Source organism: Pseudomonas sp. G11 (assembly GCF_029457515.1).
GTDB classification, from domain to species: Bacteria; Pseudomonadota; Gammaproteobacteria; order Pseudomonadales; family Pseudomonadaceae; genus Aquipseudomonas; species Aquipseudomonas gorinensis.
The window spans coordinates 6,566,240-6,588,442 of record NZ_CP120377.1 but is presented as its reverse complement, the minus strand read 5'-3'; the positions used below and the strand labels follow the sequence as shown (position 1 = coordinate 6,588,442).

General features: G+C 60.6%; 18 protein-coding genes and 2 tRNA genes. 9 read left to right on the top strand and 11 right to left on the bottom strand.

The features are described from left to right. Positions 1–121: 121 nt before the first annotated feature. The gene (locus P2T68_RS30345; protein ID WP_277378684.1) at positions 122–1,426 is read left to right on the top strand and encodes a homoserine dehydrogenase; all 1,305 of its coding nucleotides are present in this window, start codon (positions 122–124) and stop codon (positions 1,424–1,426) included. A 67-nt stretch (positions 1,427–1,493) separates the two neighbouring features. Then, entirely contained in the window at positions 1,494–2,903 is a 1,410-nt protein-coding gene (gene thrC / locus P2T68_RS30340; RefSeq protein WP_024077232.1) for a threonine synthase, read from the top strand. Positions 2,904–2,984: 81 nt separating this feature from the next. Here the strand turns inward: thrC and P2T68_RS30335 are convergent, their stop codons facing one another. After that, the gene (locus P2T68_RS30335; RefSeq protein WP_024077231.1) at positions 2,985–3,206 is read right to left on the bottom strand and encodes a hypothetical protein; all 222 of its coding nucleotides are present in this window, start codon (positions 3,204–3,206) and stop codon (positions 2,985–2,987) included. 310 nt (positions 3,207–3,516) lie between these two features. Here P2T68_RS30335 and P2T68_RS30330 point away from each other — a divergent pair, with 310 nt between their 5' ends. Continuing rightward, on the top strand, positions 3,517–3,801 hold the full coding sequence (locus P2T68_RS30330; protein WP_041161012.1) for a DUF3509 domain-containing protein: 285 nt from the start codon (positions 3,517–3,519) through the stop codon (positions 3,799–3,801). A gap of 172 nt (positions 3,802–3,973) precedes the next feature. On the opposite strand, the gene P2T68_RS30325 is transcribed toward P2T68_RS30330, so the two are convergent. Beyond that, positions 3,974–4,858 carry a TIGR02285 family protein gene (locus P2T68_RS30325; RefSeq protein WP_024077229.1) on the bottom strand — a complete coding sequence of 295 codons (885 nt, stop codon included), beginning with the start codon at positions 4,856–4,858 and terminating at the stop codon, positions 3,974–3,976. Continuing rightward, positions 4,858–6,057, bottom strand: a complete 1,200-nt coding sequence (locus P2T68_RS30320) for a CaiB/BaiF CoA-transferase family protein (protein WP_277378683.1) — start codon at positions 6,055–6,057, stop codon at positions 4,858–4,860. The genes P2T68_RS30325 and P2T68_RS30320 overlap by 1 nt, the downstream gene beginning before the upstream one ends. Before the next feature lie 148 nt (positions 6,058–6,205). Here P2T68_RS30320 and P2T68_RS30315 point away from each other — a divergent pair, with 148 nt between their 5' ends. Together P2T68_RS30315 and recJ are read left to right on the top strand one after the other, a co-directional pair. Beyond that, positions 6,206–6,748 carry a YaeQ family protein gene (locus P2T68_RS30315; protein WP_024077227.1) on the top strand — a complete coding sequence of 181 codons (543 nt, stop codon included), beginning with the start codon at positions 6,206–6,208 and terminating at the stop codon, positions 6,746–6,748. A gap of 175 nt (positions 6,749–6,923) precedes the next feature. Next, entirely contained in the window at positions 6,924–8,633 is a 1,710-nt protein-coding gene (gene recJ, locus P2T68_RS30310) for a single-stranded-DNA-specific exonuclease RecJ (RefSeq protein ID WP_277378682.1), read from the top strand. 137 nt (positions 8,634–8,770) lie between these two features. Here the strand turns inward: recJ and P2T68_RS30305 are convergent, their stop codons facing one another. The 4 genes from P2T68_RS30305 to P2T68_RS30290 form a co-directional block, all read right to left on the bottom strand. After that, positions 8,771–10,051, bottom strand: coding sequence for an AcvB/VirJ family lysyl-phosphatidylglycerol hydrolase (locus tag P2T68_RS30305; RefSeq protein WP_024077225.1), 1,281 nt, complete (start codon positions 10,049–10,051; stop codon positions 8,771–8,773). Then, entirely contained in the window at positions 10,051–12,693 is a 2,643-nt protein-coding gene (gene mprF, locus P2T68_RS30300) for a bifunctional lysylphosphatidylglycerol flippase/synthetase MprF (protein WP_024077224.1), read from the bottom strand. The genes P2T68_RS30305 and mprF overlap by 1 nt, the downstream gene beginning before the upstream one ends. Before the next feature lie 266 nt (positions 12,694–12,959). Continuing rightward, positions 12,960–13,036 (bottom strand) — tRNA-Met (locus P2T68_RS30295). 208 nt (positions 13,037–13,244) lie between these two features. After that, positions 13,245–13,321, bottom strand: a tRNA-Met gene (locus tag P2T68_RS30290). A 276-nt stretch (positions 13,322–13,597) separates the two neighbouring features. Here P2T68_RS30290 and dinB point away from each other — a divergent pair. After that, a complete protein-coding gene (dinB, locus tag P2T68_RS30285; RefSeq protein ID WP_069076905.1) occupies positions 13,598–14,656 on the top strand; it encodes a DNA polymerase IV in 1,059 nt (352 codons plus the stop codon). Between the two features lie 161 nt (positions 14,657–14,817). Here the strand turns inward: dinB and P2T68_RS30280 are convergent, their stop codons facing one another. From P2T68_RS30280 to P2T68_RS30265, 4 genes are all read right to left on the bottom strand, one after another. Beyond that, a complete protein-coding gene (locus P2T68_RS30280) occupies positions 14,818–15,771 on the bottom strand; it encodes a hypothetical protein (RefSeq protein ID WP_024077221.1) in 954 nt (317 codons plus the stop codon). A 20-nt stretch (positions 15,772–15,791) separates the two neighbouring features. Then, positions 15,792–17,507 carry a proline--tRNA ligase gene (locus P2T68_RS30275; RefSeq protein WP_024077220.1) on the bottom strand — a complete coding sequence of 572 codons (1,716 nt, stop codon included), beginning with the start codon at positions 17,505–17,507 and terminating at the stop codon, positions 15,792–15,794. Between the two features lie 205 nt (positions 17,508–17,712). Next, positions 17,713–19,245: an AmpG family muropeptide MFS transporter gene (locus P2T68_RS30270; protein ID WP_024077219.1), complete on the bottom strand. Its 1,533-nt coding sequence runs from the start codon at positions 19,243–19,245 to the stop codon at positions 17,713–17,715. Between the two features lie 43 nt (positions 19,246–19,288). Next, positions 19,289–19,603 (bottom strand): MGMT family protein, encoded by a 315-nt coding sequence (locus P2T68_RS30265; RefSeq protein WP_206379640.1) that lies wholly within the window; start codon positions 19,601–19,603, stop codon positions 19,289–19,291. A gap of 194 nt (positions 19,604–19,797) precedes the next feature. On the opposite strand from P2T68_RS30265, the gene P2T68_RS30260 reads away from it, so the two are divergent. The 3 genes from P2T68_RS30260 to P2T68_RS30250 all read left to right on the top strand — a co-directional run bounded on the left by P2T68_RS30260 (position 19,798) and on the right by P2T68_RS30250 (position 22,195). Continuing rightward, on the top strand, positions 19,798–20,805 hold the full coding sequence (locus tag P2T68_RS30260; RefSeq protein WP_024077217.1) for a DUF481 domain-containing protein: 1,008 nt from the start codon (positions 19,798–19,800) through the stop codon (positions 20,803–20,805). A 114-nt stretch (positions 20,806–20,919) separates the two neighbouring features. Beyond that, positions 20,920–21,651 carry a DUF2470 domain-containing protein gene (locus P2T68_RS30255; RefSeq protein WP_024077216.1) on the top strand — a complete coding sequence of 244 codons (732 nt, stop codon included), beginning with the start codon at positions 20,920–20,922 and terminating at the stop codon, positions 21,649–21,651. A gap of 67 nt (positions 21,652–21,718) precedes the next feature. After that, a complete protein-coding gene (locus P2T68_RS30250; protein ID WP_024077215.1) occupies positions 21,719–22,195 on the top strand; it encodes an FxsA family protein in 477 nt (158 codons plus the stop codon). Positions 22,196–22,203: the final 8 nt, after the last annotated feature.

The following is a 22,203-nucleotide window of genomic DNA, read 5'->3' as shown; positions in this document are numbered from 1 at the left end:
CGTCGAACCTTTGACGATCATGGCCCGTTGAACGATCAGCGGGTCATCAATTGAAAGCCGCAGTTGTGCGGCTGTTTTCCACGGCCGACCTAGCGTCGGCCGTTTCATGGGGAGTTCTTCAGTGAAACCGGTCAAAGTAGGCATCTGTGGGTTAGGGACCGTCGGTGGCGGTACCTTCAACGTACTTCAGCGTAATGCTGAAGAAATTTCCCGCCGTGCAGGGCGTGGGATTGAAGTGGCGCAAATTGCCACGCGTTCGCCAAAGCCTCAGTTCCAAACGACCGGTATTGCGATTACCAACGATGTCTTCGCCGTGGCCACCAACCCTGAAATCGATATCGTCATCGAGCTGGTCGGCGGCTACACCGTGGCCCGCGAGCTGGTGCTCAAGGCTATCGAGAACGGCAAGCACGTGGTCACCGCCAACAAGGCGCTGATCGCCGTGCACGGCAACGAGATCTTCGCCAAGGCCCGCGAGAAGGGCGTGATTGTCGCGTTCGAAGCCGCAGTGGCCGGCGGTATTCCGGTGATCAAGGCCATTCGTGAAGGCTTGTCCGCCAACCGTATCAACTGGGTAGCCGGCATCATCAACGGCACCGGTAACTTCATCCTCACCGAAATGCGCGAGAAGGGTCGTACCTTCGAAGACGTGCTGGCTGAAGCCCAGGCCCTGGGCTACGCCGAAGCCGACCCGACCTTCGACGTCGAGGGCATCGACGCGGCGCACAAGTTGACCATCCTGGCGTCCATCGCCTTTGGTGTCCCGCTGCAATTCGACAAGGCCTACACCGAAGGCATCACCCAGCTGACCACGGCCGACGTGAACTACGCCGAAGCCCTGGGCTACCGTATCAAGCACCTGGGCGTGGCGCGCAGCACACCGGCCGGTATCGAGTTGCGTGTACACCCGACGCTGATCCCGGCCGATCGCCTGATCGCCAACGTCAACGGTGTGATGAACGCCGTGATGGTCAACGGTGATGCCGCCGGTTCCACCTTGTTCTACGGCGCCGGCGCCGGCATGGAGCCGACCGCTTCGTCGGTGATCGCCGACCTGGTGGACGTGGTTCGCGCCATGACCAGCGATCCGGAAAACCGTGTGCCGCACCTGGCCTTCCAGCCCGATTCGCTGTCGGCCCACCCGATCCTGCCGATCGAGGCATGCGAAAGCGCCTACTACCTGCGCATCCAGGCCAAGGACCATCCGGGCGTGTTGGCCCAGGTCGCCAGCATCCTGTCGGAGCGCGGCATCAACATCGAGTCGATCATGCAGAAGGAAGTCGAGGAACAGAACGGCCAGGTGCCTATGATCCTGTTGACCCACCGCGTGCTTGAGCAGCGCATCAACGATGCCATCACCGCTCTGGAGGCCTTGCAGGGCGTCGTGGGCCCGGTGGTGCGGATTCGCGTCGAACACTTGAACTAACCGATTTGTTCCAGGGGCCCCGTGTGTGCGGCGGCCCCTGTTCGAGAATGTTTTAGAGGAGCCAGTCATGCGTTACATCAGCACCCGCGGCCAGGCACCGGCCCTGAATTTCGAAGACGTTTTGCTGGCAGGCCTTGCCACCGACGGCGGCCTGTACGTGCCGGAGAACCTGCCACGCTTCACCCAGGAAGAAATTGCTTCCTGGGCCGGCCTGCCGTACCACGAACTGGCATTCCGGGTGATGCGCCCGTTCGTTACCGGCAGCATCCCGGATGCGGATTTCAAAAAGATCCTGGAAGAGACATACGGCGTGTTTTCCCACAGCGCCATCGCCCCGCTGCGCCAACTGAATGGCAACGAGTGGGTGCTTGAGCTGTTCCACGGCCCGACCCTGGCGTTCAAGGACTTTGCCCTGCAACTGCTGGGTCGCCTGTTGGACTACGTGCTGGAAAAGCGCGGCGAGCGCGTGGTGATCATCGGCGCTACTTCCGGTGACACCGGTTCGGCGGCCATTGAAGGCTGCAAACACTGCGAAAACGTCGATATCTTTATCCTGCACCCGCACAAGCGTGTGTCGGAGGTGCAGCGTCGGCAGATGACCACCATCTTCGGTGAGAACATCCACAACATCGCCATCGAAGGCAACTTTGATGACTGCCAGGAAATGGTCAAGAACAGCTTCGCTGACCAGAGCTTCCTCAAGGGCACGCGCCTGGTGGCAGTGAACTCGATCAACTGGGCGCGGATCATGGCCCAGATCGTCTACTACTTCCACGCCGCCCTGCAGCTGGGTGGCCCGGCGCGTTCGGTGTCGTTCTCGGTGCCGACCGGCAACTTCGGCGATATCTTCGCCGGCTACCTCGCGCGCAACATGGGCCTGCCGATCAACCAGTTGATCGTCGCCACCAACCGCAACGACATCCTGCACCGCTTCATGAGCGGCAACCAGTACGTCAAGGAAACCCTGCACGCCACCCTGTCGCCGTCGATGGACATCATGGTGTCGTCGAACTTCGAACGCCTGCTGTTCGATATGCACGGCCGTAACGGGGCTGCGCTGGCTGAGTTGATGAACAGCTTCAAGAGCGGTGGTGGTTTCAGCGTCGATCAAGAGCGCTGGACCGAAACCCGCAAGCTGTTCGACTCCCTTGCGGTGGACGATGCACAGACCTGCGAAACCATCGCTGAAGTCTATGCCCAGACCGGCGAACTGCTGGACCCGCACACCGCCATCGGTGTAAAGGCTGCGCGTGAATGCCGTCGCAGCCTGGATATCCCGATGGTGATCCTGGGCACCGCCCACCCGGTCAAATTCCCGGAAGCGGTGGAAAAGGCGGGCGTTGGCAAGGCTTTGGAACTGCCGGAGCATCTGGCCGACCTGTTCGAGCGTGAAGAGCGTTGCACAGTGCTGCCGAATGATTTGAAGGCGATGCAGGCGTTTGTCAGCCAGCATGGTAATCGTGGCAAGCCTTTGTAATACAAATCACGAAGACAAAAACGCCGCTTTCCCTTCCTTGGGTCAGCGGCGTTTTTCGTTTCTGGCCGGCCCGCTCAAGTGTTACGAGAATAGTTTCTGGGCGACGACTATGACTGTGCCGACAGCGGCATAGAAGCCGGTCGCGATAGCCACCGGGTACCAGAACGTCTCACAGGTTATCTTCAGGGATTCTGCGTGGAGTTTGTTTTGCTCTGCATTCATGCGTGCTATCTCAGCAAAAATACGGGATACCTCGGCGTGCATCCTGTCTGTCGCTGTCTGTTGTTCATTTTGTTCTGCCATCGTATTTATCCTTCGGAATAAGGGCCTTTTGACATGCGCTTTACCTGCGTGACAGCGTGACCAGCGCTCACCGAGATAGGATTCACCTCCGGTCACAGCCGTCGGAAACCCCAAAACAGCCGCCCATTGCGTAAGCAGTCATGTGCGCCGTTTTTTGGTTGTCATGTTGCAAGCGCATGCTGGTTCTAGTCACTCCCCGAAACCCCCATAACGACGAAAAAGCGAACTTTCCTACGTTACATCCAGTCACTTAGGATAGATGCAGCTCCCGTTGAACCGATTGTTCCCGAACTATTGAGTGGTGATCGAGATGGAAAGTATCAGCCTATTGCTCGAAGAAGCACTGAGCCCTTATCAGGTTACGCTGACCGCCTCTGGTGCGCAGGGCGAGTGCCTGGTGACCGTGAAGAATCCTGCTGGCGCCATCGTGGTCGAACGTGAAGTCGACCGTGCGCAACTGACTGACAAGCGCGCTCTGGTGGATGTGGTGGATTGCCTGCTGCGCGATCTCAAAATCGCAGAGGGGCGTCTTGAACCGTCGGTGATCGCGGCCCTGCGTAACGCCGCCCAGACCCGTAGTGGGGTGTTGGCATGAAGAATTATTTTTCTTCGGAACCTTCCTACGCTATGACGAGTCAGATTTCGTAACAGTAAGAGCAAACATTGTGCTCCGGTGTTTGTGTCTTGTTGTACTGGTCTTTTTGTAGGCCACGTTTAACCCCGAGTTGTCTCCCCACTCCTCGGGGTTTCTTTTTGCCCGCGATTTGTCAGGGCATGGGCGAGTCCTGGAAAAAGCTTGGGTTGTCGCGCAGGTAGTGTTCCCGGGTGACCGGGTCCAGCCATGAAGCATAGGACTGCTGCACCTGTTCCAGAGGGATGTCACGCAGTACCTGGTTGATGCGTTCGATCGCCTCGCGGCCGAGGGCGGTGTTCGAGCAACCGATGTGCGTGCGTTGGTAAGGCGCGGCGCCCTTGATCGGGAAAAACATCAGCTCCTGTGGGTCAATCCCCTGTTGCATGGCGTGGTAGCGGATCTCCGTCCAATAGCCCAGGACCGCTTCCAGGCGGCCGAGACGTTGCATCTGCAACAGGCTGCCCAATGCATCGTTGCCGTAGTGCAGCGCCAATTTGTGCGCGGTGGCGTGCTTGAGGCGCTCGTCGATGACGGCGCCATAGCTGCGTTCTGCGGTGGCGCCAAGCCGGGTGTTGGGAGCGTCGAGAAAAGCCTGCAGGTCGAACTGACCGTCGTTGATAAAGGGCGCCATGGCCTCCTGCTGGCTCCGGCGGATCATCACGCCATTGCTCACCGTCACGAAGGCCTGGGTCGAAAAAACAACGTACTTGGCGCGCTCCGGTGTCCACAGCAGTGACGGGTCACAGGTGAACGACGGCTCGCGCAGCATTTGCGTGCCCCGGGCGCGGTTGACGTGCAGGATCTGATGGCGATATTCCGGCAGGCGCTCGGCGAGCATGGGCAGCAACTGGTCCAGTGCTCCCTGCCCCTTGCGCGGGCCTTCGAAGATGGTCACCGGTGGCAGGTCGCGCAACAACCAGACCAGCGTATCCTGGGCGTTGGCCGATACCGGCCAGCCGCCGACCATCAAGGTGACGTGACACAGGCAAATGAACCAGCGCTGGACGCGACGTGTCATCAGATCGCGCCATCCTCATGCAAACGGGTGATTGCCAGGGCATCGTAGCCCAGCGCCTGGAGCAGCTCGTTGTTGTGTTCGCCCAGCTTCGGCCCGACCCATTCACAACTGCCGGGCGTGTCCGACAGCTTGGGCACGATGCCGGGCATCTTGAAGTCCTTGCCGTCCGGCAGTTGCGCCTTGAGGAACATCTCCCGAGCCAGGAATTGCGGGTCTGCGAGCATGTCTTCAGCACTGTAGATGCGGCTGGCGGGGACCTCGGCCTTGTTCAACTGCTCCACCACCTGCTCCAGTGGCAAGGCGTTGACCCAACGATCAATCACCCCGTAAAGCTCATCGCGGCGGCCATCACGCCCATCATTGCTGGCCAGTTCCGGGTCGTTGGCCAGGTCCTCACGGCCGATGGCCGACATGAAGCGCTTGAAGATCGCATCGCCGTTGGCGCCAATCTGCACGTGCTTGCCGTCCGCACTGGTATGAATCGAGGATGGCGTGATGCCAGGCATGATGTTACCGGTGCGCTCGCGGATAAACCCGAACACGTCGAACTCGGGGACCATGCTTTCCATCATGGCGAAAATCGCTTCGTACAGCGCCACATCCACCACTTGGCCGACCCCACCATTGACCTCGCGATGACGCAGTGCCATCAGCGCACCGATCACCGCCCAGAGGGCGGCAATCGAATCACCGATGGAAATCCCGGTACGCACCGGCGGGCGGTCTTCGAAGCCGGTGATATAGCGCAGCCCTCCCATGGACTCGCCCACCGCGCCAAACCCTGGCTGGTCTTTCATTGGCCCGGTCTGGCCGAAGCCAGAGAGGCGCACCATCACCAGCTTCGGGTTCAGTGCGTGCAGGGTTTCCCAGCTCAGGCCGAGTTTTTCCAGGACGCCGGGACGGAAGTTTTCGATCAGGATGTCGGCCTCTGCCAGCAACTGTTTGAGGACCGCCAGCCCGTCCGGATGCTTGAGGTTCAGCGTCAGTGACTTCTTGTTGCGCGCCTGCACAAACCACCACAACGAGGTGCCTTCATACAGCTTGCGCCACTTGCGCAGCGGGTCGCCGCCATCCGGCGACTCGACCTTGATCACTTCGGCGCCGAACTCGGCGCAGATGCGTGAAGCGAAGGGGCCGGCGATCAGGGTGCCGAGTTCGATGACTTTCAGGCCGGCAAGCGGTTTGGCATTAAACGACATGATGATCCTTTCAAGCGCAGGGCAGTGGTGTGATGCCTTTTAACATAGGCGAGTGGCCCAGGGATAAGGATGATGCAGCGCAGGATTCGTTGAATGCCCTCGCCATCGGTTAGACTGGCCGCCTTTCCCTGTCTCTAGAAGCCCGTTCATGGCCCAGCCGTCCACGACCTATAAATTCGAACTCAACCTCACCGACCTCGATCGCTCGGTGTACGAGAGCGTCAAACAGACCATCGCCCGCCACCCATCGGAAACCGAAGAGCGTATGACCGTGCGCCTGCTGGCCTACGCGCTGTGGTACAGCGAACAGGTGTCGTTCGGCCGTGGCCTCTCGGATGTAGACGAGCCGGCCCTGTGGGAAAAAAGCCTGGATGATCGGGTTTTACACTGGATCGAAGTCGGCCAGCCCGATGTCGACCGCCTGACCTGGTGCTCGCGCCGCGCCGAACGTACCAGTTTGCTCGCCTATGGCAGCCTGCGCGTGTGGGAAGGCAAGGTGGTGCCGGCGGCGAAAAGTATGAAGAACGTGCACATCGCTGCCGTGCCGCAGGAAGTCCTCGAGACCTTGGCCAAGGACATGCCGCGCGTGATCAAGTGGGACGTGATGATCAGTGAGGGCACGATCTTCGTGACTGATGACCGCGGCCAGCACGAAGTGCAACTGCAATGGCTGGTCGGCGAGCGCGGTTGAAAAATGTGGGAGGCGGCGTGCTCCCGATGACGCTGGCGCCGGTCAAGTTGCAGTCACTGCTGCGCCGCTGCCGGGAGCCATTCGAATTGTCGCACCGCCCCTCCCACCGTTGACCCGTGTCGCTTTCAGCCGTGTTGTTTAACCGTTGTATCAGCAGAGAAGCTCCCGTCACCCCATGCGTATCGATCCTCGCCCATTACCCGCCGTCATGCCCTTCCTGGGTGAATTGCCACCGCTGTTGACCCGCCTCTATGCCGCACGCGGGGTGCAGTCCGAGGCGGAGCTGGATAAAAGCCTGGCGCGGTTGATTCCCTTCCAGCAGCTCAAGGGCATCGACGCGGCGGTAGACCTGTTGGTGGCTGCATTGCAGCAACGCCAGCGCATCCTGATCGTCGGCGACTTCGACGCCGATGGCGCCACCGCCAGCACGGTGGGCACCCTGGGCCTGCGGCTGCTGGGTGCGGCCCATGTCGATTACCTGGTGCCCAACCGTTTCGAATACGGCTATGGCCTGACCCCGGAAATTGTCGCCGTCGCCCTGCAGCGCGAGCCGCAGTTGTTGATCACGGTGGACAACGGCATCTCCAGTGTCGAGGGCGTGGCGGCGGCGAAAGCGGCGGGGCTTAAGGTGCTGGTCACCGACCACCACTTACCGGGGGATGAATTGCCGGCGGCGGACGCCATCGTCAACCCGAACCAGCCAGGCTGTGAGTTCCCCAGCAAGGCATTGGCCGGCGTAGGCGTGATCTTCTACGTGCTGATGGCCCTGCGTGCGCGCTTGCGCAGTTTGGGCTGGTACGAGAACAAAGCGCAGCCGAACATTGGGGAGTTGCTCGACCTGGTCGCCCTGGGCAGCGTCGCTGACGTTGTACCGCTGGACGCCAACAACCGCATCCTGGTCCATCAGGGCCTGGAACGTATTCGCGCCGGTCGTGCGCGGCCAGGGATCAAGGCGATTCTCGAGGTCGCCAAGCGCGATGCGGCGCGCATCACGTCCACCGACCTGGGTTTTATCCTCGGCCCCCGGTTGAACGCTGCCGGGCGCCTGGATGATATGAGCCTGGGTATCGAATGCCTGCTGACCAGCGATTTTGCTGCGGCTCGGGAAATGGCTGCGCAATTGGACGGTATGAACCAGGACCGCAAATCCATCGAGCAAGGCATGCAGCGCGAGGCCCTGGCCCAGCTCAAGGACTTGCCGGTGGACTCGATGCCCTATGGCTTGTGCCTGTTCGATCCGGAGTGGCATCAAGGGGTGATCGGCATTCTGGCGTCGCGCATGAAAGAGCGTTATTTCCGCCCGACCATTGCCTTCGCCGACGCCGGTGATGGCCTGCTCAAGGGCTCGGGGCGCTCTGTGCCGGGCTTCCACATCCGTGATGCCCTGGCGGTAGTCGCCAGCCAGCATCCGAACCTGATCGCCAAGTACGGCGGCCATGCCATGGCGGCGGGGCTGACGCTGCCCGAGGCGAATTTTCCCCTGTTTGCCGAAGCCTTTGACGCTGAAGTACGTCGGCAATTGCGCGAGGAAGACCTCACCGGCCGGTTGCTGTCCGATGGCACCCTGGCGGTTGAGGAGTTTCACCTCGAACTGGCCCGCGCGCTGCGGCATGCCGGGCCGTGGGGGCAGCACTTTCCCGAGCCGTTGTTTCACGGCGTGTTCCAGTTGGTGGAGCAGCGAGTGGTGGGGGAGCGACACCTGAAAGTGGTGCTCAAGACCGAATGCGGGTCGGTGAAGCTTGATGGCATTGCGTTTGGAGTGGACCGCGAAGTGTGGCCGAACCCGACGGTGCGTTGGGTGGAGTTGGCCTACAAGCTGGACGTGAACGAGTTTCGGGGGAATGAAACCGTGCAACTGATGATTGCCCACATCGAGCCGCGCTAGATTTTACTAACACCGCAAAACAACTGTGGGAGGGGGCTGCACCCCGATAGCGGTAGGTCAGTCACAGCATTATTGACTGACACTCAGCTATCGGGGGCAAGCCCCCTCCCACAGTTTGATTTGTGTAAGGCTCGGGTTTATTCGGCCTTGGCCTGGTGCTTGACGATGATATCCACCAAACGCTTGGCCAGCGCCGGGTAGTTTTCGTCGAAGTGATGCCCGCCTGGCAGCTTCACAGCCTCGCCCACGGCGGTCTTGTCGGTACAGCCGCTCTCGTCGACCTCTTCGGCACCGTAGATGCACACCACTTTATCAGCCGGCAGCTTGGCCATTTCCGGGCCGGTCGCGGCTTCCTTGCCGGCATTGCCCAGCCAGCCTTCTACTTCGATTTCAAAGCTGCCGGTGCGGGCGAACGCCAGCAGGATGATTGCGTCGACGCGCTGCTGTTCGTTTTCCGGCATGCGGTTGTAGATCGCTGGCAGGACGTCGGCACCGAACGAATAACCGGTAAGCACGAAACGCTTGGTGCCCCACTTCTGCCGGTAGTGTTGCATCAGCTCGGTGAGGTCCTTGGCGCTTTGTTCCGGGGTCTTGTGCTGCCAGTAGTAGCGCAGGGTGTCGATGCCTACGACCGGATAGCCGATCTTGGCCATCTCGCCGGCCACGTCGCGGTCCAGGTCACGCCAGCCGCCATCGCCGGACAGGAACAGGGTCACGGTGTCCTTGGCCTGGCCTGCCGGCACTTCCACGACGGGAATCGCCAGGCCGCCGTTGTCCGAGCCCACCAGTTGCTTGCGCAGTTCGTTGTTCAGCACTTGCGGGTAGTGAATGTCGTAGTCGCTGATGCTGGTGGTGGCGCGCGGTGTGTCGCGGACGAAACTGGCGCTTTCATCGTCGGGGTTGTCATTCCATGCGACCAGCCAGTTGCCATGGGCGGATGTTTTCGGCAGCGGGTCCTTGCAGCCTTCCTGCACCAGGGCGAAGCCGACGGAAATGGCATTGGCCTTGTCGTCGTTCTGTGTGGCCAGCCAGCGCCAGGCGAGGGCGGCGCCAGGGCCAATGCCGCTGACCAGCGTCGCCGGGCCATTGAGCTGGCCCAGGGCGCCTTGCAGTGCTTGTTCCTGCAGCTTGCAGTCGTCCTTGGGCAGGATCACCTGGACAATCTGTGCCTTGCCGCCCTGGCTCAGGGCTATCAGTTGGCTGTCGGTCAGGGTTTCGTCGGCCATCACGGCCACGGCGACCCGGGCTTTCGCCGTACCGGCCGGGGTCACGCGGGTCATCACCGAGCCGTCGGCCTGGGGCAGTTGTTCCAGGGTTGGCTGCGGGGCAGGGCGGTTCCAGTACCAATAGCCGCCACCCAGGACCAGGGCGAGCAGCACTACAAAGGCCAATACATACCGCCAGGAGCGTCGAATCATCAGCGTTTCACCAATCCAGTCAAGCCGCCCGCGATCAGGGCGGCGGTATCGGCCAGTGCAACCAGCGGATCAAGTCCCGCGGGCACGGCCATGTAACGGGGTTCCCAGTCAGGCTGGAACTTGTCTTTGAAGCGGCGTAACCCTTGGAAGTTATACAGTTGCTCGCCACGACGGAACACCATTGAGCCCAAGCGTTGGGTCAGCGGCGCACCGCGTCGCGGTTGCAGGCCCGACAACGGCACCATGCCGAGGCTGAAGCGGGCATAGCCGTGGCTCTTATAGTGTTGAATCAGGCCGACCATCATGAACTCCATGGTCAGCTTTGGCGCGTCCGGGTGGGCGCGCATCAGGTCGAGACTGGCCAGGTCGTGGTTGTAGGTCTCGAGCAGGTTGGCAAAGGCTACCGGGTGCCCTTCGAAGCGAATGATCGCGATACGGAAGTGCTTGAGGTAGTCGTCGCTGAAGCGGCCCAGGGAAAAGCCTTTTTCCCGCACGTTCTTGCCGGTCAGCCAGGCGTCGGAAATGACCTTGAGTTCGTCCATCGGTGCGGTACCGGGTTCATGGATTTCCAGGGACAGGCCGTCCCGGGTGCCACGGTTCCAGGTGTAGCGCAAATCCTTCATCTCTTTGCCCTTGGCTTCCAGGTCAAAGCGTTTCAGGTCGACCCGGGCTTCTTCGCCCAGCTTGATCGCGGTCAGGCCGATGTCCATGTAGTACGGCAGGTTCTCCGCCCGCACCTGATAGAACACCGGGCGCGCATGGTGGATGTCGCACAGGTCACGGAACTGCCAGATCATCTCGGCGCGGGGTTGGGTCGGGCCGATCGGGTCGTACAGGGCCACCAGGCTGCGCCCGCGACGGGCATACATCAGGAAGGCCTCGTCGTTGGGGTGGAACAGTAGCGCCTTGTCACCGGTCAGTGCCAGGCCACCGTCGGGCTGCGACGAGGCCATCAGGATTTTGGTGGCACGCTCCAACTCCTCCGCGGTCGGCAGGTGGATCACCGGGCGCGCCGTGCGCAGCAGCCAGGTCAGCGACACGATCACCAGCAGCACGGCGGCACCCAGCAGCGAGCGCAGGCCGCGTGGGGCGTTGGCATCCAGGGTGAACTGCCACCACAGTTGGTGGCTGTAAGGCACGTCTTGATAAGCGAACAGCAGCAGCCAGATCGACGCACCCAGCACGCATACGCTGGCCACCAGGTAGAGCGGCGAGAACGGTAGCTCGGTCAGGCGGCTGGCCCGGTAGAACGAGCGCCGGAAAATGGCCAGCAACACGGCGGTCATGGTCATCAGGCTGGCTTCTTCCCAGTCGAACCCCTTGAGCAGTGAAAGCAGGGCGCCGGTCAGCAACAGCACCATCGTCAGCATCCAGGCTGCGGACAAACGGCGGCGCAGGCCTTGGGCCAGCAACAGGCACAGCACGCCGATCAGGCTGGCACCGAAGTGCGAAGCGTCAATCAGGCGGTGGGGAATCAGGAAGCCGATGTTTTCCAGGCGCGAGTCGATTTCGGGCGTGGCGCCGGAAAACAGCAGGACCACGCCGGACAAAAAAACCAGTACGGCCAACACCGGCGCCGCCAGGCCCGAGGCCACTCGCAGGCTCTGTTGGGTCTGGAACAGGCGCTGTGCCTCGTTGACCAGCAGGAACACACAGGCGATCAGCAGCGGCAGCACCACGTAGATCATGCGGTACAGCAGCAGGGCGGCGGCCAAGGGGGCGGCCCCCAGTTTGTCGGCGAAGGCGGCCAGCAGGATGGCCTCGAATACCCCCACGCCACCCGGCACATGGCTGAGCACGCCAGCGGCCAGGGCCAGCAGGTACACCAGCAGGAACGGGCCGAAGGGCGGCGCTTCCGGCAGCAGCATATAAAGGACGGTGGCGGCGGCGGCGACGTCCAGCGCGGTGATGATCAGTTGCAGGAACGTCAGGCGTCGGCCGGGCAGGCGCAGCGTGCGGCGGCCCACTTTGACCAGCAGGTTGTCCGGGTAGGGTTGCTCCGGCAGGCGACGGCGATAAATGCCGATGCACAGTGCGGCCGACAACAGCAGCACGGCACCGGCAATAGCGCCGAGCAAACCTTGCGATACATGCAGGGCGGTGGACGCAGCAGGCAAGTTGCTCAAAGTGGCCAATGCAGCCAGCGGCGGCAGGGCGCAGCCCAGGGCCAGGCTGGCGAACACGGTCATATGAGCGACTTCTGAAGCGCCGATACCGTGGCGTGCATATAAACGGTAGCGTACCGAACCGCCCGAGAGCATCGACAGGCCAATGGCATTACCGATCGCAAAGGCAGTGAAGCCGCCGAGGGCCAGGGTCTTGGCAGGTAGTTTTACGCCGGCATAGCGCGCGCCGGAAAACTCATAGCCCAACAGAATGATGAAACCGGCGACGGCGGCGGCGAATGCGCCGAGCAGTGAAGGCTTGGGCACTTCCAGGATCGAGTCGTGGAGGGCGTAGAGGTCCAGCTCCAGCAGCAGGTGGCGGCAGGCGACGAGGGCGATTGCAAACAGCAACAAGGTTACTGCCAGCCCGATGGGTTGGCGATATTTGCTCAACAGATCCAGCCAGCGCAAACGGGTGGGAGTGATCGGTTGTTCTGCTGTGACGGAGTCTTGTGGTTCAGACGAGTTGGCGCGCATCAATCACCTCGTGGATTGTGCGCGACAGGATGGAGGTATCCAGCCAAGTTACCAATCCCTATGGACAAAATAATTACAAATATTAACGCGTATCGCCGGGGGCGGCGACTGCGGCCATTGGTCGTAGAGGATTAAGCATAGTGTGCAATGGAATGGACTCTATAAACCCTATACGGTTTCATGAAAGATGCCATGCCATTGTTTCAGAAGAGCTTTTTCACCGGATACAAAAAAGGCCACTCTTTCGAGTAGCCTTCTTTGATGTTTGGTTGCGGGAGCCGGATTTGAACCGACGACCTTCGGGTTATGAGCCCGACGAGCTACCAGACTGCTCCATCCCGCGTCTGTGGGCGGCATTCTACAGTCCAGCGGCGAGGTGTCAACCGTTAATGGGCCGATGGGTCAAATAAGTGTGAAATGAGAGGGGGGAGGTCGACCGCGGAAGGTAAGTGCGCGATGAGTAAAGATTTTTTTGTCTTACAATTTTCATACAGACACAAAACAGACACGCACAAAAAAGGCCACTCTTTCGAGTAGCCTTTTTTGATGTTTGGTTGCGGGAGCCGGATTTGAACCGACGACCTTCGGGTTATGAGCCCGACGAGCTACCAGACTGCTCCATCCCGCGTCTGTGTGTCGGCATTCTACAGAGGAACGCGGGTGTGTCAACCTGTGAATTGAAGAAAAGCGCTTGTGGTTCAATTGCTTAGCTCTCCAAGCGCGTAGCTCGGTACGCTCGGGCCCAGTCTGGCTGAGGGTTTCAGCTCTATTGGGCGGACAATCTCGATTGAAAAAATAAATTCACCTTGGATTTTTCCTACCGCTCAGACGGAAGAATCAAACTACTGGTGCTATATACAGGGGTGAGTGCGATACTGGTCACCCGTTGAACTACACCCTTTATATGACGCAGCGCAAAATCATCCACGTCGACTGTGATTGCTTCTACGCCGCCATCGAGATGCGCGATGACCCGAGCCTGGCGCAAAAGCCGCTGGCGGTAGGGGGCGCGGCCGATCGGCGTGGTGTGATTGCCACCTGCAACTACGAAGCGCGGGCCTATGGCGTGCGTTCGGCGATGTCCTCTCACCATGCCCTGAAGCTCTGCCCGGACCTGACCATCGTCAAGCCGCGCATGGATGCCTATAAAGAAGCGTCGAAGGAAATCCAGACGATCTTTCGCGACTACACCGACCTGATCGAACCGCTGTCGCTGGATGAAGCCTACCTGGATGTCTCTGACAGCCCGCACTTTGGCGGCAGTGCCACGCGTATCGCCCAGGACATTCGCCGCAGGGTTTCCAACCAACTGCACATCACCGTGTCCGCCGGGGTGGCGCCGAATAAATTCCTGGCCAAGATCGCCAGCGACTGGAAGAAACCCAACGGCCTGTTCGTGATCACCCCCGACCAGGTCGAAGACTTTGTCTCCCAGTTGCGCGTGAGCAAGCTGCATGGCGTTGGCAAGGTGACGGCGGACAAGCTTGCGCGCCTGGGCATTGAAGACTGCTTGCAGTTGCGCGAGTGGAACAAGCTGGCACTGGTGCGCGAATTTGGCAGTTTTGGTGAACGGCTGTGGAGTCTGGCCCGTGGGATTGATGAGCGGGCGGTGCAGAATGACAGCCGCCGGCAATCGATCAGTGTGGAAAATACCTATGATGTTGACCTGCCAGATCTCTCAAGTTGCCTGGCGAAACTCCCCGAATTGATGGAAACCCTGGCCGGGCGCATGGCGCGCATCGACAGCAGTTACCGCGCGGGCAAGCCGTTCGTGAAGGTGAAGTTTCATGACTTTACCCAGACCACGCTGGAGCAGGCCGGGGCAGGGCGGGACCTGGAGAGTTATCAACAGCTGATGACCCAGGCATTCAATCGCGGTGGCAAACCGGTGCGGTTGCTGGGGGTTGGGGTGCGGTTGCTCGACCTGAGTGGTGGCAACGAACAGTTAGAGTTCTCTTGGTAGAAACCGGGAACAAAATGTGGGAGGGGGCAAGCCCTAATGCTGTTCAGTCAAGCGTACATCGCCTTCTGTAGGAGCGAGCAAGCTCGCTCCTACAAAAAAGCCTTAACTGAATGGCATTCGGGCTTGCCCTCACCCATTTAGATCTAAGCGTTTCCGAAGTATCAGCGTGCGCCGGGATCCGCCACCAAGCGCCCCGCATCCTTGGTCAGCGCTTGCAGGAATTCCTGTTGCAACTCCGGATCATTGCGGGTCAGTTCAATCAGGCTTTGTTCCAGCTCGCTGGCTTCTTCTTCCAGGCCCAGTTCCGACAGGCGCTTGACCCGATGCACCCATTGGCTGACTTCGTCATCTTCCAGGTCGTCGTAGATCAGGGCATGCGCTTCCAGCAGCTTGCCGCGCAGGGTGTTGCTGATCGCCAGGGTCGAGTCCGAATGCACGTCGTCCTGGCCATCTTCCACGCTGATCTTCAAGGTCGTGATGCGGTTCAAGTCCTGCTCGGCGAACGGGCTGTCCAACAGGTTCAGGCGCAGCACGCCATTACGGTCGGTGGTCAGCTCATGCACTTGCCGGCCGGCGGTGACCTGTACCGGACGCTCGCTCCAGGGCAGGCTCGAATATTCCACACGCTTGTCGCGCTGGACTTCATCAATACCCGCCAGGTTCTGTTGCGCACGGCCATGGGATTGCACGTTCATGAACGGGTTGAGCCCGTCCACGCCGTAGGTCAGCCAGTCATGGGTCATGCTGGTGGGCAAGTGCCCCAGGGCAAAGATATTCGCCACGTTCGCGCCCGCGCCCGCCACAAGGGCAACAGCTCCCAAGGGCATCTCATAGAGTTTGCGCCAGGGTTGGTAAGGGGTGTAGCGGTCGTAACGACGGGTGACTTCGAACTCGGTGACCTCGAAGGTCTTCTGCTCATGAATGCGAACCCGGCGTTGCGGCAGCTCCAGCACTTTGGGTTCGCCGACATCGATCTGCAGGCTGTGGTCGAGCAATTTCCGCTCGACCCGCTCCTCGTGCTCACTGCGTTGCGACATCTGGTTGGCGCAGCCGCTGACAAGCAGGGCGCCGCACAAGGCGGCGCCCCCCAGGGCTCTGGTGTTTCGCTTGAACATGACTTCTCTTGATCTGGTTTTCAGCGACGAATACGCGCCTGGAGGAAAGACAGCACGTCAGCCACCGGCAACGGTTGGGCTTCGGCTTCGGTCCGGCTCTTGTATTCGAGATTGCCATCGGCCAGGCCGCGGTCACTGACCACGATCCGGTGCGGGATGCCAATCAGTTCCATATCGGCGAACTTGATGCCCGGGCTGGTTTTCTTGTCGCGGTCGTCCAGCAGCACTTCAAAACCGGCTGCCGTCAGTTCGGCATACAGTTTGTCGGTGGCTTCGCGGACTTGCTCGGTTTCATAGCGCAGCGGCACCAGGGCCACCTGGAACGGCGCCAGGGCGTCACTCCAGATAATGCCTTTCTCGTCGTTGTTCTGCTCGATCGCAGCGGCAACCACGCGCGAAACGCCAATGCCGTAGCAACCCATCTCCAGGGTGATCGGCTTGCCGTTCTCGCCCAGCACTTCGCACTTCATCGCCTTGCTGTACTTGTTACCCAGCTGGAAGATATGCCCCACTTCGATGCCGCGTTTGATTTCCAGGGTGCCCTTGCCATCCGGGCTTGGGTCGCCGGCCACCACGTTACGCAGGTCGGCCACGGTCGGTACTGGCAGGTCGCGCTCCCAATTCACGCCGAAGTAGTGCTTGTCGTCGATGTTCGCGCCGATACCGAAGTCGCTCATCAGCTCGACCGAACGGTCGATGATGATCGGCAGTGGCAGGTTCAGCGGGCCCAGGGAGCCGGCGCCGGCGCCAATGGCGTCACGCAGTTCGGCATCGGAGGCCATGACCAGCGGGCTGGCCACGCCAGGTTGCTGGGCGGCTTTGATTTCGTTGAGTTCGTGGTCGCCGCGGATGACCAGGGCGATCAGCTTGCCTTTTTCTTCGGCATGCACGATCAGGGTCTTGATGGTCTTTTCAATCGGCAGATTGAATTTTTCCACCAGGGCCGCAATGGTCTTGGTCTCCGGGGTGTCGACCAGGCGCAGCTCTTCTGCCGGGGCTGGACGGGACGTTTCCCGTGGCACGGCTTCGGCTTTCTCGATGTTCGCCGCGTAGTCGGAACCGTTGCTGAACACGATATCGTCTTCGCCGGACTCGGCCAGTACGTGGAACTCGTGGGAGCCGGCGCCGCCGATGGAGCCGTTGTCCGCTTCAACCGGGCGGAATTTCAGGCCCAGGCGCGTAAACACGTTGCAGTAGGCGGTATGCATGCGGTCGTAGGTGACCTGCAACGAAGCCTGGTCGGCGTGGAACGAATACGCGTCCTTCATGATGAACTCGCGGCCACGCATCAAGCCGAAGCGTGGGCGGATTTCATCACGGAATTTAGTCTGGATCTGGTACAGGTTGAGGGGCAGCTGCTTGTAGCTGCTCAACTCGTTGCGCATCAGGTCGGTGATCACTTCTTCGTGGGTCGGGCCCGCACAAAAGTCGCGGCCATGCCGATCCTTGAAGCGCAGCAACTCAGGGCCGTACTCTTCCCAGCGCCCGGATTCCTGCCACAACTCGGCCGGTTGGGTGCTCGGCATCAACACTTCCAGAGAGCCGGCGGCGTTCATTTCTTCGCGAACGATCGCTTCGACCTTGCGCATCACCTTCAAGCCCATGGGCAGCCAGGTGTACAGGCCGGAGGCCAGCTTGCGGATCATACCGGCGCGCAGCATCAGCTGATGGCTGATCACGACCGCATCGGAAGGCGTTTCTTTCTGTGTGGCGAGCAAATATTGACTGGTACGCATGGTAGGCCGTTGTCGGTTGCTTGAACTTGAAATGACTTGGGATTGTACGGGCGCAAACTGCCGCCGTACAGGCATCAGAATGTTGGGCTGCCTGTAGGAGCGAGCTGGCTCGCGAAGATCGTCAACGATGACGCGGGAAACCGGGATAAACGCGGTGTCTGTGACTTCTTCGCGAGCCAGCTCGCTCCTACAGGGGGTGGCTCTGTCAGTCTTCGGCGGGCGGGCTCAACCGAATGCGCCGATTCTCCTGGTACCAGTGCAGCGCAATCAGCAGCAGCGTCGGTACACCCAGCACGCAGGTGATCAGGAAGAAGTTGTGATAGCCGAACTTCTCTACCATCACCCCCGAATAGCCGCCGATCAGGCGTGGCAGCAACAGCATGATCGAGCTGAGCAACGCATATTGGGTGGCGGAGAACTTGAGGTTGGTCAGGCTCGACAGGTAGGCGACAAACGCCGAGGTGGCCAGGCCCGAGCTGAAGTTATCCAGCGAGATGGTGAAGATCAGCATCTGCAGGTCCGGGCCCATGTCGGCGAGCATCACGAACAGCAGGTTGGTACCGGCCGAGGCGACGCCGCCGATAAACAGGATCGGCAGGATACCGAAGCGCACGATCAGCAGGCCGCCCATGCCGGCGCCGAGCAGGGTCATGATCAGGCCGAAGATCTTGCTGACCCCGGCGATCTGGTCCTTGGTAAAGCCCTGGTCGATGTAGAACACGTTGGCCATTACGCCCATCACCGTGTCGGACATGCGGTAGGTGGCGATCAGCCCGAGCAGCAGCAACGCCTGCCAGCGGTAGCGCAGGATAAAGTCGTTGACCGGTGTCAGCACCGGCGCCAGGCCGCGACGGCCCATGGCCGACAGGCACAACGCGGTGAGGGTGATGTACAGGATGGCGCGCAGGAAGGCGCGGTCTTCCATCAGCAATTCCCACAGGCTCACGCCGTGAAACAGCACGCTGGCGAAATCGGTGTTGTACAGCTGGGTGAACATGGCCGGTACCGACACCAGCAGCACGATCAGCACGAACACCGACACCAATTGATGCACGAAACTGTAGCGCCCCGCCTGCAACTGGGTGCGCAATGGCACATTGGGTTCGCGCATGAACAGGGTGGTCAGCAGCGCCGGGATCATCAGCACACCGAACAGGACATAGGTGCCGGTCCACGCCGAGTGCTTATAGTTGAAACCGGTGGAGCCGAAGCCTTCGGCGAAGAACAGCGCACCCGCCGTGGCCAGCAGGGCGGCAATGCGATAACCGGACATATAGCTGGCCGCCAGGGCTGCCTGGCGGCTGTCATCGGCGATTTCCAGGCGATAGGCGTCGACCGCGATATCCTGGGTGGCCGATGCAAAGGCGACCACGACCGCAATGGCAATCAGCCAGGACAGGTGTTTCTGCGGGTCGCAGAACCCCATGCCGATCAATCCGAGGATCACCAGCGACTGGGCCAGTACCAGCCAGGAACGACGACGTCCGAGTTTGCCGAGCAGCGGCAGGCGCCATTGGTCGAGCAGCGGCGACCACACCCATTTGAAGGCATACGCCAAACCGATCAGGCTCGCATAGCCGATGGTCTCGCGGGCCACACCGGCCTCGCGCAACCATACTGAAAGCGTCGAGAACACCAACATGTAAGGCAAGCCGGCGGCAAAGCCGAGCAACAACAGCACTAACGTCGAGGGGCTGGCATAGGCGGCGAGCGCGGCGCGCCAGGTTTTACGGGGCATGGGCTGGAGTCTGCCTCAGATTCACGGAAACAAAGCGCGCACTCTAACCGCTGTGCTCTACCGGGCGCCAGCCATGACGCTGAATATCCACGCGATTGTTCAGGATAGTGACACCTTCGCTGCGCAAACGCGCACGTTGCTCGTCGCCTGAGGCACTGCCCACTGGCAGGCTTATCCGACCGCCGGCACCCAGCACCCGGTGCCAGGGCAGGCGAGTGTCCTGCGGCAACTGGCTGAGCGTGCGTCCGACCCAGCGTGCCGCACGCCCCAACCCGGCGAGGTGGGCCAGTTCACCGTAGCTCACCACACAACCTTCGGGTACTTGCGCCAGTGTCAGGTAAAGCGCGGTGCGGCGCATCTCGGCGGGGCTTTGCGGGGTTTCATTGGGTGGGTTCACTGGGGGTATATCCGTTCGGATCCTGGGTAGTTTTGTAAGAAGCGTCTGATAAGTATGCGGATGAGTATTGAACTCAATATAGATCCCCGAGTCAGTCGTAGCTATCTAATACGATATTCGTCCTTTTTCGCCAATCTTGAGCTCCTTAATCGCTTATGTTGCCCAGAACCCTGCTGTGCCTTGCTGTTCTCAGCGCTTCCGCGCCCTTGCTGGCTGATACCGTCTGGTTGAAGAACGGTGACCGCCTGACTGGCAAGATCAAAGTCTTCGACGGTGGCAAGCTGCTGATCCAGACTGACTACGCGGGCGCGATCCCGGTGGACTGGAAGCAGGTGAAAACCCTGGAGAGTGACCAGGAGTTGCTGGTCAAGCAGGATGCCTATACCGGCGAGAAAGCTAAATCGTTAAAGGCCGCCGATGACGGCAAGGTGGTGCTGGCCAATGGCGAGGCGCCCAAGACCGTCGAACTGGCGAGCATCCAGCAGATCATCAAGCCCAAGCCGGTGATCGAAGACCTGGTATGGAAAGGCAATGTCGACATGGCACTGGACTACAGGCGTGCCGAGAAAGACACCAACGACTACGACATCGACTTCAAGACCATCGCGCGCCATGGTCAATGGCGCCACACCGGGCAGGGCGAATACAACCGCGAGTTCCAGGACGACGTCACCACCACCGACAACTGGGCCCTGGAGTACGACCTCGACCGCTTCCTGACCGAGCACTGGTTCTGGCAGGGGCGCCTGACCTACAAGCGCGACAAGGTTGAAGACCTGTCCCGTCAACGCACCGTGGGCACCGGCCCGGGCTACCAGTTCTGGGATGATGAGCTGGGGGCGTTCTCGCTGGGGTCGCTGGTCAACCGCACCGATTACGAATACTCCGATGGCGGCAAGGACAACTTCTATTCCCTGGCAATGAAGTGGAACTACAACCGCTATCTGGTCGGCAAGACGGTCGAGTTCTTCACCAACGGCGAAGTCGGCAAGCCCATCGGCGGCCCGTCCGAATATTCCCTCGATGCGGAAATGGGCCTGCGCTACAAAGTCACCGAGTGGGCCTCGCTCAACCTCAAGGCTGAACGCGACATTATCAGCGGCGAGTCGGAAAGCAGCTTGAGCAAGACCCGCTACACCGCAGGCTTTGGCGTCGCCTGGTAATCAGCTTGAACCCGCCCGCCGGGGTGCCGCTGGCAACCTGTGCGGATATTGATTACCTTGGGTTGAGATCCATTCCCATAGGCCAGGGCGGCCGAATACCCGAGGAGTCATACGTTGAGCGCGCACGTTGCCAAGAACGCCCGAGAGCTGTTGCTCAAGGAATACCGTGGGGCTCTCTCCACATTGTCCAAGGCCATGCCCGGCTTTCCCTTTGGTTCGGTGGTGCCCTATTGCCTGGACTCAGAAGGCCGGCCGCTGATCCTGATCAGCCGGATTGCCCAGCACACCCACAACCTGCAGAAAGATCCCAAGTGTTCACTGCTGGTCGGCGAGCGCGAAGCGGATGATGTGCAGGCGGTGGGGCGCCTGACCTGCCTGGCCGAAGCCGAGAAGCTGGAGGAGGGCGCTGCGATTGAAGCGGCGGCCGAACGCTATTACCGCTACTTCCCCGAGTCGGCCAACTACCATAAGGCCCACGATTTCGACTTCTGGGTCCTCAAGCCGGTACGCCATCGTTATATCGGCGGGTTTGGCGCGATTCACTGGGTCGACCAACTGACCTTGGCCAATCCGTTCTTTGGTGCGGCCGAGCGCAGCATGATCGAGCACATGAACAGCGATCACGCCAAGGCTATCGCGCATTACGTCGAACTGGCCGGCCTGCCGAACCACGAGCCTGCGCAACTGGCCGGCATCGACAGCGAGGGCATGCACCTGCGTATCGGCCATGCCCTGCACTGGTTGCCCTTTGCCGAGCCTTGCAACACGCCGACACAAGTGCGCGAGGCCTTGGTTTTATTGGCTCACGCCGAGGTCTGGCCGAAAAAAGCCAGCGCTGAAGCTTGAATTCACGAAATGGCGACGTCATCTAAGGTGGACTGGCAAGGCATTCTTGCGTTGAGGAAACAATTTGATGCGCCCTTTTTTATTGCTCTTTCTGCTGTTCCCGGTGTTGGAGCTGTTCGTATTCGTTCAAGTCAGCGGTGCGATCGGGTTTTTCCCGGCTCTGCTGTTGATCATTCTCGGCTCGATGCTCGGCGTACTGGTACTGCGCGTCGCCGGCCTGGCCACGGCGCTGCGTGCCCGTGAAAGCCTGAATCGTGGTGAATTGCCGGCCCAGACCATGCTCGAAGGGCTGATGATGGCCTTGGCCGGTGGCCTATTGATCCTGCCGGGCTTTATCAGCGATGTGGTCGGCCTGGTCATGTTGCTGCCCTTCACCCGCAAGCTGCTGGCCGGCAAGATGCGCCAGCGCGCCGAAGAGGCTGCTATTCGCCAGCGCGCGTTTGCCGACGACCTGCAACCCCGTGGCGGCCCGGCTCCACGCCAGCCGTTGGGGCGCGAAGGTGATGTGATCGAAGGCGAGTTCGAGCATCGCGACAGCAAATAACCGCTTCA

Coding starts and splice junctions, on each gene's coding strand:
- P2T68_RS30315 (WP_024077227.1), top strand. CDS start 6,206: ATGGCCCAGCCGTCCACGACCTATAAATTCGAACTCAACCTCACCGAC.
- P2T68_RS30335 (WP_024077231.1), bottom strand. CDS start 3,206: ATGGCAGAACAAAATGAACAACAGACAGCGACAGACAGGATGCACGCC.
- P2T68_RS30325 (WP_024077229.1), bottom strand. CDS start 4,858: ATGACACGTCGCGTCCAGCGCTGGTTCATTTGCCTGTGTCACGTCACC.
- P2T68_RS30275 (WP_024077220.1), bottom strand. CDS start 17,507: ATGCGTACCAGTCAATATTTGCTCGCCACACAGAAAGAAACGCCTTCC.
- P2T68_RS30270 (WP_024077219.1), bottom strand. CDS start 19,245: ATGCCCCGTAAAACCTGGCGCGCCGCGCTCGCCGCCTATGCCAGCCCC.
- P2T68_RS30260 (WP_024077217.1), top strand. CDS start 19,798: ATGTTGCCCAGAACCCTGCTGTGCCTTGCTGTTCTCAGCGCTTCCGCG.
- recJ (WP_277378682.1), top strand. CDS start 6,924: ATGCGTATCGATCCTCGCCCATTACCCGCCGTCATGCCCTTCCTGGGT.
- P2T68_RS30265 (WP_206379640.1), bottom strand. CDS start 19,603: ATGCGCCGCACCGCGCTTTACCTGACACTGGCGCAAGTACCCGAAGGT.
- P2T68_RS30250 (WP_024077215.1), top strand. CDS start 21,719: ATGCGCCCTTTTTTATTGCTCTTTCTGCTGTTCCCGGTGTTGGAGCTG.
- thrC (WP_024077232.1), top strand. CDS start 1,494: ATGCGTTACATCAGCACCCGCGGCCAGGCACCGGCCCTGAATTTCGAA.
- dinB (WP_069076905.1), top strand. CDS start 13,598: ATGACGCAGCGCAAAATCATCCACGTCGACTGTGATTGCTTCTACGCC.
- mprF (WP_024077224.1), bottom strand. CDS start 12,693: ATGCGCGCCAACTCGTCTGAACCACAAGACTCCGTCACAGCAGAACAA.
- P2T68_RS30305 (WP_024077225.1), bottom strand. CDS start 10,051: ATGATTCGACGCTCCTGGCGGTATGTATTGGCCTTTGTAGTGCTGCTC.
- P2T68_RS30280 (WP_024077221.1), bottom strand. CDS start 15,771: ATGTTCAAGCGAAACACCAGAGCCCTGGGGGGCGCCGCCTTGTGCGGC.
- P2T68_RS30320 (WP_277378683.1), bottom strand. CDS start 6,057: ATGTCGTTTAATGCCAAACCGCTTGCCGGCCTGAAAGTCATCGAACTC.
- P2T68_RS30330 (WP_041161012.1), top strand. CDS start 3,517: ATGGAAAGTATCAGCCTATTGCTCGAAGAAGCACTGAGCCCTTATCAG.